We start from the raw sequence: 16,917 nt of genomic DNA on the forward strand, positions 1-16,917 counted from the left end.
GCCTCCTCTCCAGCCAGCATCTTGAATCACAGTTACCCACGCATGGGAATCCCCCGCGATTGCCTCAAGGACGGAAATGCTCTAGGTGGGATGGCTGAATCCGGACGGGGATCAGAGCAGGATGAGGCTGGCGAGCCCGAGGAAGGCCAGGAAGCCGACCACGTCGGTGACCGTCGTCAGGAAGACGCTGGAGGCGACCGCCGGGTCGATCTTCATCCGGTGCAGGGCGAAGGGAATCAGAGCCCCGAACAGCCCCGCGCACATCATGTTGACGATCATGGCGATACCGATGACCAGCCCGATCAGCGGGTCACGGAACCAGAGATAGGCGATGCCGCCGGCCAGCAGGGCGAACAGGGCACCGTTGGCGGTGCCGACAAGCATCTCCTTGCCGATCACGCGCGCCGCGTTCGCCTCCGACAGCTCGCGGGTCGCCAGCGCCCGCACCGCCACCGTGAGGGTCTGTGTGCCGGCATTGCCGCCCATGCTGGCGACGATCGGCATGAGGACCGCCAGCGCCACCACCTGCGCGATCGTCGCCTCGAAGAAACCGATGACGACGGAGGCGACGATGGCGGTGACGAGATTGATCGCCAGCCAGGAGAAGCGGGACTTCGTCGTATCCAGCACGGCACGGTAGAGGTCACCCTCGCCGACGCCGCCCAGGCGCAGCATGTCCTCCTCCGCCTCCTCCTCGATCACGTCCACCACGTCGTCCACGGTGACCACGCCGATCAGACGGCCGGCCCTGTCCACGACGGGGGCGGAGACCAGCCCGTAGCGGCGGAAGCTGCGCGCCACCTCCTCCTGGTCGGCGGTGGCGGAGAAGCTGTGGATATCCTTGGTCAGGATGTCCATCAGCCGCACCGTGCGCTTCGAGCGCATGACACGGGACAGCGGCACCGCGCCGATGACGCGGTGCATCGGGTCCACGACGAAGATGTCGTAGAACTGCTCCGGCAGAGCGCTGTCCTCGTTCCCCGCCTCGGCGCGCAGGTGATCCACCAGCTTGCCCACGGTCCAGAACTGGGGGACGGAGATGAACTCCCGGCTCATCAGGCGGCCGGCGGACGACTCCGGGAAGGTCAGTCCTTCCTCGACCAGGGCGCGGGTGTCGGCCGGCAGGTTCTCCAGGATCGCCTGCTGCGCCTCGTCATCCAGGTCCTGGATGACGTCCACGGCGTCGTCGGTGTCGAGTTCCGCGACGGCGGCGGCCAGCTCCTTGGGATTGAGCAGGGCCACGACCTCGTCGCGGAGGTCGAGCGGCAGATAGGCCAGGATCTCGGCATCGAAGGACGGCCGCAGCAGGGCGACCAGTCGCCCGCGCTCCTCCGCGTCCGACTGCTCGATCAGGTGCGCCACGTCGCCGGCGTGCCAGTCGGCCAGGAGCGCGGCGAGACCGTCCGCCTCCTCCGCCTCCAGCATGCCGCGCACGGTGCGCAGCCGGGCCTCCTGCTCATCCGTCTCGCGGCTGCGCTCCCGCTCGCGCTCCCGGTCAGGAGGTTCCTGCCGCTCCTCGGGCGACCGCTCGTCCAGGCCCTGGCTCATCGGCATGGCGGCCCTCAGGCATCGGCGGTGGCGGATGGGACGGCGGCCCCTTCGCCGGCGGCATGCATCTGCGCGTCCACCACGGCCAGCGCCGACATGTTGACGATACCGCGCACCGTGACGCTGGGCGTCAGGATATGGACCGGCCGGCTGGCGCCCAGCAGGACCGGGCCGACGGCCAGCCCCTCGCCCAGCACCTTCACCAGATTGAAGGCGATGTTGGCGGCGTCGCGGCTCGGCATGATCAGCAGGTTCGCCTGCCCCTTGAGCCGCGAGTTGGGGAAGATGCGCAGCCGGATCTCCTCGGACAGGGCGGCATCGGCATGCATCTCGCCCTCGACCTCCAGGCCGGGGCAGCGCTGCTCGATCTCGCGCAGCGCCTCGCGCATCTTCACGGCCGAATCGTCGTTGTGGCTGCCGAAGTTGGAATGCGACAGCAGCGCCACCTTCGGCGCCAGCCCGAAGCGCCGGACCTCCTCGGCGGCCAGCGCCGTCATCTCGGCGATCTCGTCCGGATCGGGGTCCGGGGTGATGTAGGTGTCGGCCAGGAAGAAGGTGCCGCGGGTCAGGATCAGGACGCTGAGCGCGGCCGGCACCCGCACGCCGGGCTTCAGGCCGATCACGTCCAGCACATGCTTCAGGTGCCAGTCGTAGAGGCCGAAGGTGCCGCAGATCAGGGCGTCGGCATCGCCCTTGCGCACCATCAGCGAGCCGATCACCGTGGTGTTCGTGCGCAGCACCTGACGCGCCCGGTCGGGGCTGACGCCGCGCCGCTCCATCAGGGCGTGATAGGTCTGCCAGTAGTCGGTGAAGGCGGGATCGGAGGTCGGATCGACCAGATCCACGTCCTGGTCCACGCGGATGCGCAGGCCCAGCCGTTCCAGCCGGCGGGCCACCACGTCGCGCCGACCGATCAGGATCGGCCGCGCCAGCCCCTCGTCCACGAGCTGCTGGGCCGCCCGCAGCACCCGCTCCTCCTCCCCTTCCGCATAGACGATGCGGCGGGGATCGGCCTTGGCGCGGGCGAACACCGGCTTCATCAGCAGGCCGGAGCGGAAGACGAACTGGCCGAGCTGCTCGCGGTAGGCCGCGAAGTCCTCCACCGGCCGGGTCGCCACGCCGCTGTCCATGGCGGCCTTCGCCACTGCCGGCGCGATCTCGATGATCAGGCGCGGGTCGAACGGCCGGGGGATCAGGTAGTCCGGCCCGAAGGCGGGCGGCTGTTCGCCATAGGCCATGGCGACCACGTCATGCGCCTCCGCCTTGGCGAGACGGGCGATGGCATGCACGGCGGCGATCTTCATCGCCTCGTTGATGACGGTGGCGCCGACATCCAGCGCCCCACGGAAGATGAAGGGAAAGCAGAGGACGTTGTTGACCTGGTTGGCGTAGTCGCTGCGTCCGGTGGCGATGATGGCGTCCGGACGGACGGCGCGCACCTCCTCCGGCATGATCTCGGGCGTCGGGTTGGCGAGTGCCAGCACGATCGGCCGGTCGGCCATGCGGGCCACCATCTCCGCCGCCAGCACCCGCGGCGCCGACAGCCCCAGGAAGATGTCCGCCCCGTCGATGATCTCGCCCAGCCGGCGCGCCTCGGTCCGCTTCGCGTAGCGGGCCTTGCGCTCGTCCATCAGCTCGCGCCGCCCCTCATACACGACGCCGGCGATGTCGCTGACCCAGATGTTCTCCACCGGCATGCCGAGATCGACCAGCAGGTCCAGGCAGGCGAGCGCCGCGGCACCGGCACCGCTGGCGACCAGCTTCACCGTGCGGATGTCGCGTCCGGTCAGGTCGAGCGCGTTCAGGATGGCGGCGGCGACGATGATGGCCGTGCCGTGCTGGTCGTCGTGGAAGACGGGGATCTTCAGCCGCTCGCGCAGCCGGCGCTCGACCAGGAAGCATTCCGGCGCCTTGATGTCCTCCAGATTGATGCCCCCGAAGGTCGGCTCCAGCGCCGCGATGATGTCGACCAGCCGGTCGGGGTCGGTCTCGTTGATCTCGATGTCGAAGACGTCGATGCCGGCGAACTTCTTGAAAAGGACGCCCTTGCCCTCCATCACCGGCTTGGCCGCCAGCGGGCCGATGGGGCCCAGGCCCAGCACGGCGGTGCCGTTGGTGATGACGGCCACCAGATTGCCCCGCGCGGTGACACGGCTGGCCTCCGCCGGGTCGGCGACGATGGCCTCGCAGGCCGCCGCGACCCCGGGCGAATAGGCCAGCGCCAGATCGCGCTGAGTGGCGAGCGGCTTGGTGGCGGTGACGCTGATCTTCCCCGGAGTCGGCAGCCGGTGGTAGTCGAGCGCCGCGTCGCGGAACGTGTCGGACATGCCGGGGACCCCATGGTTCGGGCGGAATTCTGCCCCCGCGCCACCGCGTGCGGAGGTGTTCCTGCTTAGGCCGGGGAAGGCGGGAATGTCCAGCGGGGATGCGCCTGGAAGCGGTGGCGACGGCCTTGCGGCGCGGCCGGTTGCATCCGGCGCGACCGGCCATCGCGCGGAACGCCGGCCCACAGGAGCGAGGACTTGCAGTTGTGCAGTGGGGCCGGTCGGGAAAGGTGCCGGGGCTGAGGCCGCCCCGGCCGGAGAGGTCACCGCCGCGGATCGCGGGGGAGCCTCTGATACCGGCCATGCAGGACGGGTGCGTTCAGGACATGAGAAGGAATGGTGCGGTCGAGAAGACTCGAACTTCCACGGGTTGCCCCACAGCGACCTCAACGCTGCGCGTCTACCAGTTCCGCCACGACCGCACACTGGTCCTGAAGCGAACGCCGGCGGGCTGGTAGGCCTTGCCGGCGGGTGTCGGGGGAGATAGCAAATCCCGGACGGCTGATCAAGCCATTCCCTCACCCCTTCCTTTTCGCCGCAGCGGAGGTCACATCCCTGCCCGCGGCATGGCTCGAAACGGACCCAGAATGGACGCGGACAACGAGACGGCGGACAGGACCACGGCAGGCAGGCCCCCCCAGGAGGGCCTGCCCGTCGAATGGCGGATCAGCGAGGCGCCGGTCCCCTACCCCGAGGCCCTGGCCTTCATGGAGGAGCGTGTCACCGCCATCCGCGCCGGCACGGCGCCGGAGACGGTGTGGCTGCTGGAGCACCCGCCGCTCTACACCGCCGGCACCAGCGCCAGGGCGGAGGACCTGCTGACCCCGTCCCGCTTCCCGGTCTACCAGACCGGCCGCGGCGGCCAGTTCACCTATCACGGCCCCGGCCAGCGGATCGCCTATGTCATGCTGGACCTCCAGGCCCGCGGCGGCGACGTGCGCGACTTCGTCTGGCGGCTGGAGGAATGGCTGATCCGGACGCTGGCGCAGTTCGCCGTGCGGGGGGAGCGCCGCTGCGGCCGGGTCGGCGTCTGGGTCGATCTCTCGCCCTACGGCCGGCCGGGGCGGGAGGCGAAGATCGCCGCCCTGGGCGTCCGCGTCCGCCGGGGTGTCAGCTTCCACGGAGTCGCGCTGAACGTGGAGCCGGACCTGACGCATTTCGACGGCATCGTGCCCTGCGGCATCCGCGAGCACGGCGTCACCTCCCTGGCCGATCTGGGCCACATCCTCAGCCTGCCGGAGGTGGACGCCGCCCTGCGCGACGGTTTCCAGGCGCTGTTCATGGCCGGCGACGGTCCGGGCACCTGCGGGGGGCGGGCAGTATGAGGGACGACCGTTCCATCACGGCCCTGGTGCTGTACGCCGTCGGCGGCGGCAGCGTCTTCGTCAGCCTGTTCCTGCTGACCAGCCCGACCGTGGAGACCTTCGCCCCCGGCCTGATCGGGCTGCTGCTGGGCTTCGTCCTGCTCGGCCTGGGCCGCGTCTGCGCCCATCTGGCCCGCATCCAGGGACTGCTGGAACGGCGCGGCTGAGCCTGCCGGAAGGCTGGGGGACCGGTCCGCGAATCGGGCTGGCGGGATTAGGGTAATTGCTCTAATCTCCTTTCAGGATCAGGAGGGCGGCCCGTCGGCTCCGCACCGGAGCCGGCGACAAGGGGGAAACAACCCCCGTCATGAGCCGCGCCCGGAACAATGGGAGGAGACATCCGATGGCCGCGACGCAGATCAACTACACCCTGCCCGTGGAGCAGACGAAGTGGTTCGTGCCGGGCGGTGCCGAGACCGCCTTCACCTGGGACTACGACGACATGCGCGGGTCGCTGCTCGCCCTCTACGACAAGGGCAAGCGGCAGCAGTGGGACGCTTCGGACCGCATCGACTGGTCCCAGGACCTGGATCCTGAGAATCCGATGCAGTTGCCGGACGAGTCGCTGCTGATCTTCGGAACCCCGATGTGGGACCGGATGACGGTGGCGGAGCGGCGGCGCTTCCGCCACCACGCCCAGGCTTGGCAGATCAGCCAGTTCCTGCACGGCGAACAGGGAGCCCTGATCTGCACGGCCAAGATCGTGCAGACCGTGCCGGACATCGACAGCAAGTTCTACGCCGCGACCCAGGTCGCGGACGAGGCGCGGCATGTCGAGGCCTATTCCCGCCTGCTGCGGGAGAAGTTCGAGCTGGCCTATCCGATCAACCCGCACCTGAAGACCCTGCTGGACCAGGCCATCAGCGACCGGCGCTGGGACTTCACCTATCTGGCCATGCAGATCCTGATCGAGGGGCTGGCCCTGGCCGCGTTCCAGCGCATCCGCGATTATTCGCAGAACCCGCTGTCCGCGGCGATCAACGCCTATGTCATGCAGGACGAGGCGCGGCACGTCGCCTTCGGCCGGCTGGCGCTGCGCGACTACTACCCGCACCTGACCCAGAAGGAGCGCGACGAGCGCGAGGAGTTCGTGCAGGAGGCCTGCTGGCTGATGCGCGACCGCTTCACCGGCTTCGAGATCCTGGAGCACCTGGACCTGCCGGTGGACGAGATCCGCGAGCATGCCGAGCATTCGGAGGCGATGCGGCTGTTCCGCACCTTCCTGTTCTCCCGCATCGTTCCCACCGTGCGCGACATCGGCCTGTGGGGTCCGCGGGTGCAGAAGACCTACACGGACATGGGCGTCATCATGTTCTCGCAGATCGACAGCGCCGAGATGCTGGCCCAGGACCAGAAGGTGGCCGAAGAGTTCGACGCGGAGAAGCGGCTGCGCGACCTGGAGAAGGCGATCGCCCAGGGCGAGGCGGACTGAGCCGGAGGGAGAGGCGCAGGAGAGACGCGCAAGGCGGGGGCCGTGCGGGAGCGGCCCCCTAGCCGAGATGCGACCCGGGCTTCTGGCGCTGGGCGAGCAGGCTCAGATGCAGCAGGTGGGCGGCCACGAAGGCAAAGCAGACGATGACGAGCAACGGCACCGCCCCGAGCATGCTGTCGCCCACGGGGCTTGTGATCCAGAGCAGGCTTGTCAGGATCAGGGCCGCCAGCGCAGGCGTGAAGAACAGGGCGACACGGCGGGGCGCGCTCCAGGTCGGTTGCCCGTCAAGGTCCCACTGCATGGGTAGCCAGTCCGCCGGGTCGAGCCGCCGGTCCGCCCTGAACGACAGCAGGCCCATCAGGCCGACAACCATCATGCAGACCAGCACACAGCCCCACATAGGACACGCCCCCGCGTTGCTTGTGAAGGCAATGCATCCTAAACCCGAAAGAGGGGGCAATCAATATCAATCCAAGGTTGGCGCACCACCGCAAGCGACGGTGGCGACGGTCAGGCCGTCGGGCGCTGTCCGAAGCCGGTAGCGCCGGGGTCGACCGCCGGCTCCGTCCGCACCTCCGCGACCAGGGCCGCCGGCGGACCGCTCCCGCAGTCCGTCAGCATCGCCTGGACCGCCGCGGCGGGGCCGACGAACAGCGCCTCGACGCTGCCGTCGGCCCGGTTCCGGACCCAGCCGTCGAGCCCCGCCACCGCCGCCCGGCGGACGGTCCAGGCACGGTAGCCCACGCCCTGGACCCGGCCGGTGATGCGGGCGAGGACCGCGGTGCGTCCGCCGCTCATGCCGCCGGCCTCCGGCTCACTCGAACTCCACGATCTTCTCGTCCACGGCCAGGCTGGCGCCCTTCTGGACATAGACCTTCTTCACGATGCCGGTGGCGTCGGCGCGCAGGATGTTCTCCATCTTCATCGCCTCGACGACGGCCAGCTCCTGCCCGGCTTCGACCTTGTCGCCCTCCTTGACGGCGATGCTGACCAGCAGGCCCGGCATCGGCGACAGCAGGAACTTCGACATGTCGGGCGGCAGCTTCACCGGCATGCGGCCGGCGAGGTCGGCGGTGCGGGCGGTCAGCACCTCCACGCTCAAGGTCGAACCGGCATGGAAGAGCTTCCAGCGGATGCCCTGGCGCTCCACCTGCACCACCATCGACCGGCCGCCGACGGTGCCGGTCCAGAGGGTGTGGCCCAGCTCCCAGTCGCTGGCGACATCCAGCGTCTCGCCACCGATCTCCACCGTCGCCCCCTGGTCGTGCGGGTGCACGGCGGCCGGATGGTTCTCGCCGTTGCAGCGGGCCATCCAGTTGTCGGTGGTGCGCCGGCCGTGGCCGCAGACCTGCCCGCTGACCATGCCGTCGCGCTCGGCCAGACGGCGCTGGCAGAACAGCGCCACGGCCAGCACGCGGCGCAGAGTCTCCGGATCGGGGCTCAGGCCGTGGAATCCGTCGGGGAATTCCTCGGCGATGAAGTTGGTGGAGAGGCGGCCGTCGCGGAACCGCTCCTTCTGCATCACGGCAGCCAGGAAGCTGATGTTGTGGCCGACGCCGCGGATCTCGAACCCGTCCAGCGCCGTTCCCATGGCGCGGATGGCGGCGGCGCGGTCGGGGCCGTAGGTGATCAGCTTGGCGACCATCGGATCGTAGAACATGCTGATCTCGCCGCCCTCGTACACGCCGGTATCGACGCGGACGACGGTGCCGTCGGGGTTCGTCGCCTCCGCCGGCGGGCGGTAGCGGGTGACCCGGCCGGTGGAGGGCAGGAAGTTGCGCGTCGGTTCCTCGGCGTAGACGCGGGCCTCCATCGACCAGCCGGTCAGCGTCACGTCCTGCTGGGTGAAGGGCAGCTTCTCCCCGGCCGCGACGCGGATCATCAGCTCCACCAGGTCGAGGCCGGTGACCATCTCCGTCACCGGATGCTCCACCTGGAGACGGGTGTTCATCTCCAGGAAGTAGAAGTTACGGTCCTTGTCGACGATGAACTCCACCGTGCCGGCACTGCGGTACTGGACCGCCTTGGCCAGGGCCACCGCCTGCTCGCCCATGGCGCGGCGGGTCGCCGCGTCCAGGAAGGGCGACGGTGCCTCCTCGATCACCTTCTGGTGTCGGCGCTGGATCGAGCATTCGCGCTCGCCCAGATAGACACAGTTGCCGTGCGCATCGGCCAGGACCTGGATCTCGATGTGGCGCGGATCGATGATGTACTTCTCGATGAACACCCGGTCGTCGGCGAAGCTGGAGCGGGCCTCGTTCGTGGCGCTGCGGAACCCGTCGCGCGCCTCGGCGTCGTTCCAGGCGACGCGCATGCCCTTGCCGCCGCCGCCGGCGGACGCCTTGATCATCACCGGGTAGCCGATCTCGCGCGCGATGGCGACCGCCTCGGTATCATCGGCGATGACGCCCAGATAGCCCGGAACGGTGGAGACACCGGCCGTCTTCGCCAGCTTCTTCGACTCGATCTTGTCGCCCATGGCGCCGATGGCATGGACATCGGGGCCGATGAAGACGATGCCGTTGGCCTTCAGCTTCTCGCAGAACTCCGCCTTCTCGGAGAGGAAACCGTAGCCCGGATGGACCGCCTGGGCGCCGGTCCGGAGGCACGCCTCGATGATGCGGTCCGCCACCAGATAGCTCTGGGCGCTGGGGGCCGGACCGATGGCGACCGCTTCGTCCGCCATCTCCACATGCAGCGCGCCGGCATCCGCCTCCGAATAGACCGCCACCGTCCTGATGCCCATCCGCCGTGCCGTCTTGATGACGCGGCAGGCGATCTCACCGCGGTTGGCGATCAGAATTTTGGAGAACATTTCGAGCCTGGCCTTTTTCATCTATTCCACCGGCTACCCGCCGGGTGCCCGGAAATGCACCCAATTCGGGTGCCAATGTCAATGTCGGGACCAGTCGGAACGGTCGTTGCCCCGTGCATCTTTTGCATGCCGTCGCCGGCCGGACACCATCGCCGACCGCCGGCTGACGGCCGGGCGGCGGCTCAGCCCGAGTCGAAGCCGAACAGCCGGCGCAGCTCGCGGCAGTCGTCGCTGCCCGCGGTGAACTCGCGGCAGACCAGCGGCCGGTCATCGTAGACCCGGCAGTGGACCGCCTCGCCCAGCATGCCGGCCAGGGCGGAGCAGCGGTCGCCGTCGCAGCGCATCCGCCCGTCCTCGATGAAATAGTCCGGAATGCCGGCACCGTCGCCCGGTCCCAGCAGCGCCGGCCATTCCCAGGAATAGGCGCAGCAGGCGCCGCAGCTCTCGCAGTCGGGTACGGCGGCAGCCGCGCCGGTGTCGGCGGGGTCCGTCACGACCGGGGCCGTCATGACCGGGGCCGGTCGAACAGGCCCATGACCCAGGCGACATGCAGGCCCAAGGGCGCGAACCAGGCCACCAGCGGGAACAGGAACCAGGGCGTGTCGGGCGTCGTCAGGAAGTTCACCGGGACCAGCACCACCATCGTGCCGAAATAGACGATCAGGTGGTTCAGCAGGGTGCCGCGGCGGTGGCGGGCGCGGGCTACCGGATCGGAACCGGGATCGGCGTCGCGGATCGGCATCAGGATCGGACCCTGGTTGCGGGGCGGGTGGGCGGAACGGCGGGCCGACTGTAGCGCCCCGCGCCGCCGGCCGCCACGCATCGCCGCCATCGTCCACCCTTCCCTTGCGGCGTTTCCGCACAGCGGCATCGCGCCCGGGAACGAAGCCCCCCTTCCGGGGTGTTTCAGGCCCGACGACGACGCCTGCCCCAGGGTCACGGCTCCCGCCCGGAGCGCCGACCCGGTTCCGCGAGGTCTGCCGCCATGGAACTCGATCCGGTTCTTCTCGCCCGCATCCAGTTCGCCTTCACCATCTCCTTCCACATCCTGTTCCCCGCCTTCACGATCGGGCTCGCCACCTGGATCGCCGTGCTGGAGGGACGCTGGATCTGGACGGGGCGGGACATCTACCGGCAGCTCTCGGAGTACTGGACGAAGATCTTCGCCGTCTCCTTCGGCATGGGCGTCGTCTCCGGCATCGTCATGTCCTACCAGTTCGGCACCAACTGGAGCCGCTATTCGGACATCGGCGGCAACATCCTGGGACCGCTGATCAACTACGAGGTCGTGACCGCCTTCTTCCTGGAGGCGACCTTCCTGGGCATCCTGCTGTTCGGGCGGGACCGGGTGCCGCGGCGCGTGCATTTCTTCGCCGCCTGCATGGTGGCGCTGGGCACGCTGATCTCCGCCTTCTGGATCCTCTCGGCCAACAGCTTCATGCAGACGCCCGCCGGCTACGAGCTGCGCGACGGGCGCCTGTTCCCGGCGGACTGGTGGGCCATCGTCTTCAACCCGTCCTTCCCCACCCGCTACTTCCACATGGTGATCGCCTGCTTCCTGACGACGGCCTTCGTCGTGGCCGGGGTCAGCGCCTGGCACCTGCTGCGGCGCCGGCACCAGGACCATGCCCGCATCGGCCTGTCGATGGCGCTGGGCCTGATCGCCGTGCTGGCGCCGGCGCAGGTGGTGGTGGGCGACCTCTCGGGACTGAACACGCTGGAACACCAGCCGACGAAGCTGGCCGCCATGGAGGGGCACTGGGAGACGCGGGCCGGCGCGCCCCTGATCCTGTTCGCCCTGCCCGACCAGGAGGCGGAGACGAACCGCTTCAGCATCGAGGTTCCGAACCTGGGCAGCCTGATCCTGACGCACGACTGGAACGGCGTCGTCACCGGCCTGAAGGAGGTGCCGCCCGCCGACCGGCCGCCGGTACTGCCCGTCTTCTTCTCCTTCCGCGTCATGGTGGGGCTGGGCCTCATCATGCTGGCGGTGGGGGGATACAGCCTTTGGCTTCGCTATCGGGGTCGGCTCTACGACACGCGCTGGTTCCTGCGCACCCTGGTCTGGTGTACGCCCATCGGCTTTCTCGCCATCCTGGCCGGCTGGATCACGACGGAGGTGGGTCGCCAGCCCTGGACCGTGTACGGCCTGCTGCGCACGGCCGACAGCGTCTCCCCCGCCATCACGGGGCCGGGGGTGCTGGCTTCCCTGATCACCTTCTTCGTCGTCTACTGCATCGTCTTCAGTGCCGGGACCTACTACCTGGTGCGGCTGTTCCAGCGCGGCCCCGGCGGTCCGGTGCAGCCCGCCGACCCGACCGCCGGGCGGCCGAAGCGCCCCCTTTCCAAGGCGGAGGAAGGGCTGGACGCCCCGCCGGAGGGACCCGCTCCCTTCCGGCACCGCCCGGCCGAGTGAGCCCTCCTGCATGATCCAGGCTTGCATGATCCAGACCCGCATGATCCCGGGGACCTGACGGAGAGACGGCATGAGCGGCATCGACGTGGACCTGACTCTGATCTTCGCCGGGATCGGCGCCTTCGCGGTCTTCATGTACGTCCTGCTGGACGGCTTCGACCTGGGGGTCGGCATCCTGTTTCCCTGGGCGCCGGACGGGGATGCCGACCGCGACCTGATGATGAACTCCGTGGCGCCGATCTGGGACGGCAACGAGACCTGGCTTATCCTGGGCGGGGCCGCCCTTTTCGCCGGCTTCCCCCTGGCCTATGCGGTACTGCTGCCGGCCCTCTACCTGCCGCTGCTGCTGATGCTGATCGCGCTGATCTTCCGCGGCGTGGCCTTCGAGTTCCGGTTCAAGGCCGACACCAGCCGGCGGCTGTGGGACTGGTCGTTCCACCTCGGCTCGCTGTTCGCCACCTTCGCGCAGGGCGTCATCCTGGGCGGCTTCATCCAGGGTTTCGAGGTCGAGGGCCGGGACTATGCCGGCGGCCTGTTCGACTGGCTGACGCCGTTCAGCGTCATGACCGGCGTGGCGCTGGTGTCGGGCTATGCGCTGCTGGGCGCGGCGTGGCTGGTGATGAAGACGGACGGGGCGTTACAGGACTGGTGCTACCGGGTGGCCGGGCTGGCGCTGCTGGGCGTGCTGGTCTTCATCGCCGTCGTCAGCCTGTGGACGCCGCTGCACAGCGACGCGATCCGCGAACGCTGGTTCAGCCTGCCGAACCTCTACTATCTGTCGCCGGTGCCGCTGGTCACGGCCGCCGTAGCGGCGGCGCTGGCCGGCGCCCTGCGGCAACGGCGGGAGACGGCGCCCTTCGTCCTGGCGATGGCGCTGTTCCTGCTCTCCTATCTGGGGCTGGCGATCAGCCTGTGGCCCTATCTGGTGCCGCCGGCCTTCACCCTCTGGGATGCCGCGTCCCCGCCGGAAAGCCAGGTCTTCCTGCTGGTCGGGCTGGCCTTCCTGATCCCGACCACCCTGCTCTACACGGCCTTCACCTACTGGGTCTTCCGCGGCAAGGTCCGCCACGGGGCCGGCTACCAGCATTGAGGCGCCTCCCGCCCGCCGGTGCCGGAAGGTGCCCGAAACGGAAAGGGCGGCAGGCCGAAGCCGCCGCCCGTCATCCGCCGCCGGAGCGGCAGCCGTTCCGCCGGAAAGGTCAGTCGTCCAGCATCGTGGACAGCTTCATCGCCACGCCCATGTCGCCCTGCACCTTCAGCTTGCCCATGGTGAAGGCCATCATGGGCGAGAGCTGGCCGTGTTGCAGCTTCATGAAGTCCTCAAGGCTGATCTTCAGGACGCACTTGGCATCCTCGCCGCCCTCGGTGATCACGGGCGGGGTCTTGGTGCCATCGATGAAGATGCTGCCCTGGTCCCCGAAATCGAACTTCACGGTCGAGTTCAGGCCGTTGAAGCGGCTGGAACTGGACTGCATCTCGGTCAGGATCTGTTGCAGCGACATGGACGTTTCTCCCTCCTGTTGGGCCCCCTGACGATGGTCAGAGCGGCAGGTTATCGTGCTTCTTCCAGGGGTTCTGGAGATTCTTGTTCTTCAGCATTGCCAGCGCCTTGCACAGGCGGCGGCGGGTGCCGTGGGGCCGGATGATGTCGTCGATGTAGCCGCGGCTGGCGGCCACGAACGGGTTGGCGAACTTCTCCCGGTATTCCTCGGTGCGCGCCTCGATCTTCGCCTGATCGCCGATGTCCTGGCGGAAGATGATCTCCACCGCCCCCTTCGGCCCCATCACCGCGATCTCGGCGGACGGCCAGGCGTAGTTGACGTCGCCGCGCAGATGCTTGGACGCCATCACGTCGTAGGCACCGCCATAGGCCTTGCGGGTGATCACGGTGACCTTGGGCACCGTGGCCTCGGCATAGGCGAACAGCAGCTTCGCCCCGTGCTTGATGATGCCGCCATACTCCTGCGCCGTGCCCGGCAGGAAGCCCGGCACGTCCACGAAGGTGACGATCGGGATGTTGAAGGCATCGCAGAAGCGGACGAAGCGCGCCGCCTTGATGGAACTCTGGATGTCCAGGCAACCGGCCAGGACCATCGGCTGGTTCGCCACGAAGCCGACCGTGGCGCCCTGCATGCGACCGAAGCCGGTGATGATGTTCTTGGCGTAGTCCGGCTGCAATTCGAAGAAGTCGCCCTCGTCCACGACCTTCAGGATCAGCTCCTTCATGTCGTAGGGCTTGTTCGGGTTCGCCGGGATCAGCGTGTCGAGCGACATCTCCTCGCGGTTCGCCGGATCGGGCGTCGGGCGCACCGGCGGCGGCTCGCGGTTGGAGAGCGGCAGGAAGTCGAACAGGCGGCGGGTCTGGAGCAGCGTCTCGATGTCGTTCTCGAACGCCATGTCCGCGACGCCGGACTTGTGCGAGTGCGTCACCGCCCCGCCCAGCTCCTCGGCCGTCACCACCTCGTGCGTCACCGTCTTCACCACGTCGGGGCCGGTGACGAACATGTAGGAGCTGTCCTTCACCATGAAGATGAAGTCGGTCATGGCCGGGCTGTAGACGGCACCGCCGGCGCACGGCCCCATGATCAGCGAGATCTGCGGGACCACGCCCGAGGCCAGCACGTTGCGCTGGAAGACCTCGGCATAGCCGCCCAGCGAGGCCACGCCTTCCTGGATGCGCGCGCCGCCGGAATCGTTCAGGCCGATGACGGGCGCCCCGACCTTCATCGCCTGGTCCATGACCTTGCAGATCTTCTCGGCATGCGCCTCGGACAGCGAGCCGCCGAAGACCGTGAAGTCCTGGCTGAAGACGAAGACCAGACGGCCGTTGATGGTGCCGTGGCCGATGACCACGCCGTCGCCGGGCACCTTCTGCGCATCCATGCCGAAATCGATGCAGCGATGCTCGACGAACATGTCCCACTCCTCGAAGGAGCCTTCGTCGAGCAGGACATCGATGCGCTCACGGGCGGCCAGCTTGCCCTTGGAGTGCTGGGCCGCGATCCGACGTTCACCACCGCCCAGGCGCGCAGCCGCACGCTTCGCCTCGAGCTTGGCCAGAATCTCCTGCATGATCCCTTGATCTTCCTCTGAGACTGCGCCGGGCCAACCGTCACGGCGCGACGGTTGGCATAGCATCCGGACGTTAGGTTGCCAACTGCGGTGCAATGAAAATTCCCGCACGGCGGACGGCGCGCATTGTCATTGCGGCAAGCCTATCCGGCGAGCAGGTGAAGGAACCGCTCCGTTGCCCCCAGGTCGGCCCGGATCGCGGCGCGGCGGGCAGCCGCCTCGGCGTCCTCGCCCCAGGTCTCGCTCTGCCACGCCTCGTCGAGCAGGGAGACGGCGAAGGCCTCCTCCGCGTCGATCCGCCCCTCCAGCAGCGCCAGCGCCACGACCAGCGAGCCGGAGAGCGCGACCGCGTTCTGCAGCCCCGACAGGCGCCAGTCGTCCTGCGCCTCCACCGCCCGGCGCAGGGCGGCCAGGGTCAGCTCCGACTGCGGCCGGTGGACGATGCCGGTGGTGGGCAGCAGCACCGCGTCGTAGCGGCTGGCCACCCAGTCCAGCAGGGGCTGCCACGCCTCCTCCTGCCGCGCCACCAGGGAGCGCGGATGGTCGGCGCGGTAGCAGAGCAGATCCGTGCCGGCATAGGCCGCGACCCCGTCCACGATAGCGGCGCGCTGCGGCACGATGCGGTCCACGGTCGTGCTGGCGAGCTGCATCATCGGCATGGACTGCGGCTGCACCGTGTCCGTCTGGGCATCCCATTCGGCGGCGACGGCCTCCGCCAGGGCGCGCGTCGGCAGCACCAGCGCCGCGCGCGCGGGCGACTTCAGGCTGCGCCCGTCCAGCCGGACCTCCCAGCCGCCCTCGACGGCGGCCACCCCGACCTCTCTGTAGACCCGCTTCATCCAGACCTTCTTGCGTTCCGGAACATCAGTTCAGGGCCGGCGACCCCGTCGGTGTCATCAGCGCGAGCACGGCCGCCGGCAGGGCCGCGCAGTCCGTGACGATCCGGTCCGCCCCGGCGGCGGTCAGCTCGTCCACCTCATGATAGCCCCAGGAGACGCCGACCACCGGCACGCGGGCGTTGCGGGCCATCAGCATGTCGAAGGTGGTATCCCCGATCACCACCGTCTCCTCCTGCATCGCCCCCGCCTCGGCCATGGCGTGGTGGACCATGTCGGGATGCGGCTTGCCGGGCAGCAGGTCGCTGGTCTGCAAGGTGACGAAACGCCCGCGCAGGCCGTGATGGTCCAGCGTCGCCAGCAGGCCGCGGCGCGACTTGCCGGTGGCGACCCCGAGCAGGCAGCCCGCCGCCTCCAGCGCGTCCAGCGCCTCCACCACGCCGGGGAACAGCGGTTCGGGAACCCGCGCCAGCAGACGGTTCTCGTGGAAGGCGGCCTTGTAGGCCTCGGCGATCTCCACATGCAGGGCCGGCTCCAGCAGGGGCGCCAGCTTCGCCACGGCCCCGACCAGCGGCAGACCGACGACCCGCCGCACCGCCTCGGCCGGCGGAGCCGGAAGACCGGCGGCGGCGAACCCTGCCGTCATGGCGGCGACGATGGCGTACTGGCTGTCCACCAGGGTGCCGTCGCAATCGAAAAGGGCGAGTTTCACGGGCGGGCCGGTCCGGCTACGGAGACTGCGGCTGAGATAGCACCGCCCGGCCCACGGCGGAAGCACCCGCGCGTGGACGGCGGGACAGGCCGGAACCGCGCGGTCCGGCGACGGTGACGACGGTCACTGTCCGGCACGAGACGGTCGCCTAGAACCGCTCCAACCATCGCATCGACCCTTGCAGCACGGGCGCTCCCGCCGGGGCGGTGCGTCCGGCCGGGAGCGGACCCATGATGAAGCGCGCGCGCATGATCCAGATGGAAACCCTGGCCGACCGGCTGACGGTCGCCGGCCTTGTCGGGGGTGTTCTCTTCTACCTGGGCTACGGCGTCTACCTGTTCGGCTGAAGCCCGCGGAGCCGGGGCCGGAACACGGTGCCGGCGGGTCGGACCACCGGC

Annotated in this window: 16 protein-coding genes and 1 tRNA gene; 5 read left to right on the forward strand and 12 right to left on the reverse strand. The window is 69.1% G+C overall.

The window, feature by feature from the left end; genetic code table 11:
- Positions 1-111: 111 nt before the first annotated feature.
- The 3 genes from mgtE to ACFQPS_RS00025 form a co-directional block, all read right to left on the reverse strand.
- Complete coding sequence (gene mgtE, locus ACFQPS_RS00015; protein ID WP_377355364.1) at positions 112-1,554, reverse strand: magnesium transporter; 1,443 nt, start codon at positions 1,552-1,554, stop codon at positions 112-114.
- 8 nt (positions 1,555-1,562) lie between these two features.
- Positions 1,563-3,875 carry an NADP-dependent malic enzyme gene (locus tag ACFQPS_RS00020; RefSeq protein WP_377355366.1) on the reverse strand — a complete coding sequence of 771 codons (2,313 nt, stop codon included), beginning with the start codon at positions 3,873-3,875 and terminating at the stop codon, positions 1,563-1,565.
- A gap of 334 nt (positions 3,876-4,209) precedes the next feature.
- A tRNA-Leu gene (locus ACFQPS_RS00025) sits at positions 4,210-4,294 on the reverse strand.
- 165 nt (positions 4,295-4,459) lie between these two features.
- Between ACFQPS_RS00025 and lipB the strand changes: the two genes are divergently transcribed.
- The 3 genes from lipB (at position 4,460) to ACFQPS_RS00040 (ending at position 6,668) form a co-directional block, all read left to right on the forward strand.
- Positions 4,460-5,197: a lipoyl(octanoyl) transferase LipB gene (gene lipB, locus ACFQPS_RS00030; protein ID WP_377355368.1), complete on the forward strand. Its 738-nt coding sequence runs from the start codon at positions 4,460-4,462 to the stop codon at positions 5,195-5,197.
- A complete protein-coding gene (locus ACFQPS_RS00035) occupies positions 5,194-5,403 on the forward strand; it encodes a hypothetical protein (RefSeq protein ID WP_377355369.1) in 210 nt (69 codons plus the stop codon). Before lipB ends, ACFQPS_RS00035 begins: the two co-directional genes overlap by 4 nt.
- A gap of 176 nt (positions 5,404-5,579) precedes the next feature.
- Complete coding sequence (locus tag ACFQPS_RS00040) at positions 5,580-6,668, forward strand: ferritin-like domain-containing protein (protein WP_377355370.1); 1,089 nt, start codon at positions 5,580-5,582, stop codon at positions 6,666-6,668.
- Positions 6,669-6,726: 58 nt separating this feature from the next.
- Here the strand turns inward: ACFQPS_RS00040 and ACFQPS_RS00045 are convergent, their stop codons facing one another.
- The 5 genes from ACFQPS_RS00045 to ACFQPS_RS00065 all read right to left on the reverse strand — a co-directional run bounded on the left by ACFQPS_RS00045 (position 6,727) and on the right by ACFQPS_RS00065 (position 10,315).
- Positions 6,727-7,044 (reverse strand): hypothetical protein, encoded by a 318-nt coding sequence (locus ACFQPS_RS00045; RefSeq protein WP_377355372.1) that lies wholly within the window; start codon positions 7,042-7,044, stop codon positions 6,727-6,729.
- A 134-nt stretch (positions 7,045-7,178) separates the two neighbouring features.
- Complete coding sequence (locus tag ACFQPS_RS00050; RefSeq protein ID WP_377355373.1) at positions 7,179-7,466, reverse strand: acylphosphatase; 288 nt, start codon at positions 7,464-7,466, stop codon at positions 7,179-7,181.
- A 16-nt stretch (positions 7,467-7,482) separates the two neighbouring features.
- Complete coding sequence (locus ACFQPS_RS00055) at positions 7,483-9,483, reverse strand: acetyl-CoA carboxylase biotin carboxylase subunit (RefSeq protein WP_377355534.1); 2,001 nt, start codon at positions 9,481-9,483, stop codon at positions 7,483-7,485.
- A 182-nt stretch (positions 9,484-9,665) separates the two neighbouring features.
- On the reverse strand, positions 9,666-9,992 hold the full coding sequence (locus ACFQPS_RS00060) for a YkgJ family cysteine cluster protein (RefSeq protein ID WP_377355374.1): 327 nt from the start codon (positions 9,990-9,992) through the stop codon (positions 9,666-9,668).
- A complete protein-coding gene (locus ACFQPS_RS00065) occupies positions 9,989-10,315 on the reverse strand; it encodes a 2TM domain-containing protein (RefSeq protein ID WP_377355376.1) in 327 nt (108 codons plus the stop codon). The genes ACFQPS_RS00060 and ACFQPS_RS00065 overlap by 4 nt, the downstream gene beginning before the upstream one ends.
- 153 nt (positions 10,316-10,468) lie before the next feature.
- Here ACFQPS_RS00065 and ACFQPS_RS00070 point away from each other — a divergent pair, with 153 nt between their 5' ends.
- Positions 10,469-11,899: a cytochrome ubiquinol oxidase subunit I gene (locus ACFQPS_RS00070; protein WP_377355378.1), complete on the forward strand. Its 1,431-nt coding sequence runs from the start codon at positions 10,469-10,471 to the stop codon at positions 11,897-11,899.
- Positions 11,900-11,969: 70 nt separating this feature from the next.
- Positions 11,970-12,989, forward strand: coding sequence for a cytochrome d ubiquinol oxidase subunit II (gene cydB, locus ACFQPS_RS00075; RefSeq protein WP_377355380.1), 1,020 nt, complete (start codon positions 11,970-11,972; stop codon positions 12,987-12,989).
- A gap of 109 nt (positions 12,990-13,098) precedes the next feature.
- Here cydB and ACFQPS_RS00080 read toward each other — a convergent pair whose 3' ends face one another.
- From ACFQPS_RS00080 to ACFQPS_RS00095, 4 genes are all read right to left on the reverse strand, one after another.
- Positions 13,099-13,401, reverse strand: coding sequence for an SCP2 sterol-binding domain-containing protein (locus ACFQPS_RS00080; RefSeq protein WP_377355382.1), 303 nt, complete (start codon positions 13,399-13,401; stop codon positions 13,099-13,101).
- A gap of 37 nt (positions 13,402-13,438) precedes the next feature.
- Positions 13,439-14,971: an acyl-CoA carboxylase subunit beta gene (locus ACFQPS_RS00085; RefSeq protein ID WP_377355383.1), complete on the reverse strand. Its 1,533-nt coding sequence runs from the start codon at positions 14,969-14,971 to the stop codon at positions 13,439-13,441.
- Positions 14,972-15,114: 143 nt separating this feature from the next.
- Positions 15,115-15,810, reverse strand: a complete 696-nt coding sequence (locus ACFQPS_RS00090; protein WP_377355385.1) for an ATP12 family chaperone protein — start codon at positions 15,808-15,810, stop codon at positions 15,115-15,117.
- 25 nt (positions 15,811-15,835) lie between these two features.
- On the reverse strand, positions 15,836-16,519 hold the full coding sequence (locus ACFQPS_RS00095; RefSeq protein WP_377355387.1) for an HAD-IA family hydrolase: 684 nt from the start codon (positions 16,517-16,519) through the stop codon (positions 15,836-15,838).
- Between the last annotated feature and the right edge of the window lie 398 nt (positions 16,520-16,917).

The sequence above is a fragment of the Rhodocista pekingensis genome, from assembly GCF_042665545.1.
Taxonomy (GTDB): domain Bacteria; phylum Pseudomonadota; class Alphaproteobacteria; order Azospirillales; family Azospirillaceae; genus Rhodocista; species Rhodocista pekingensis.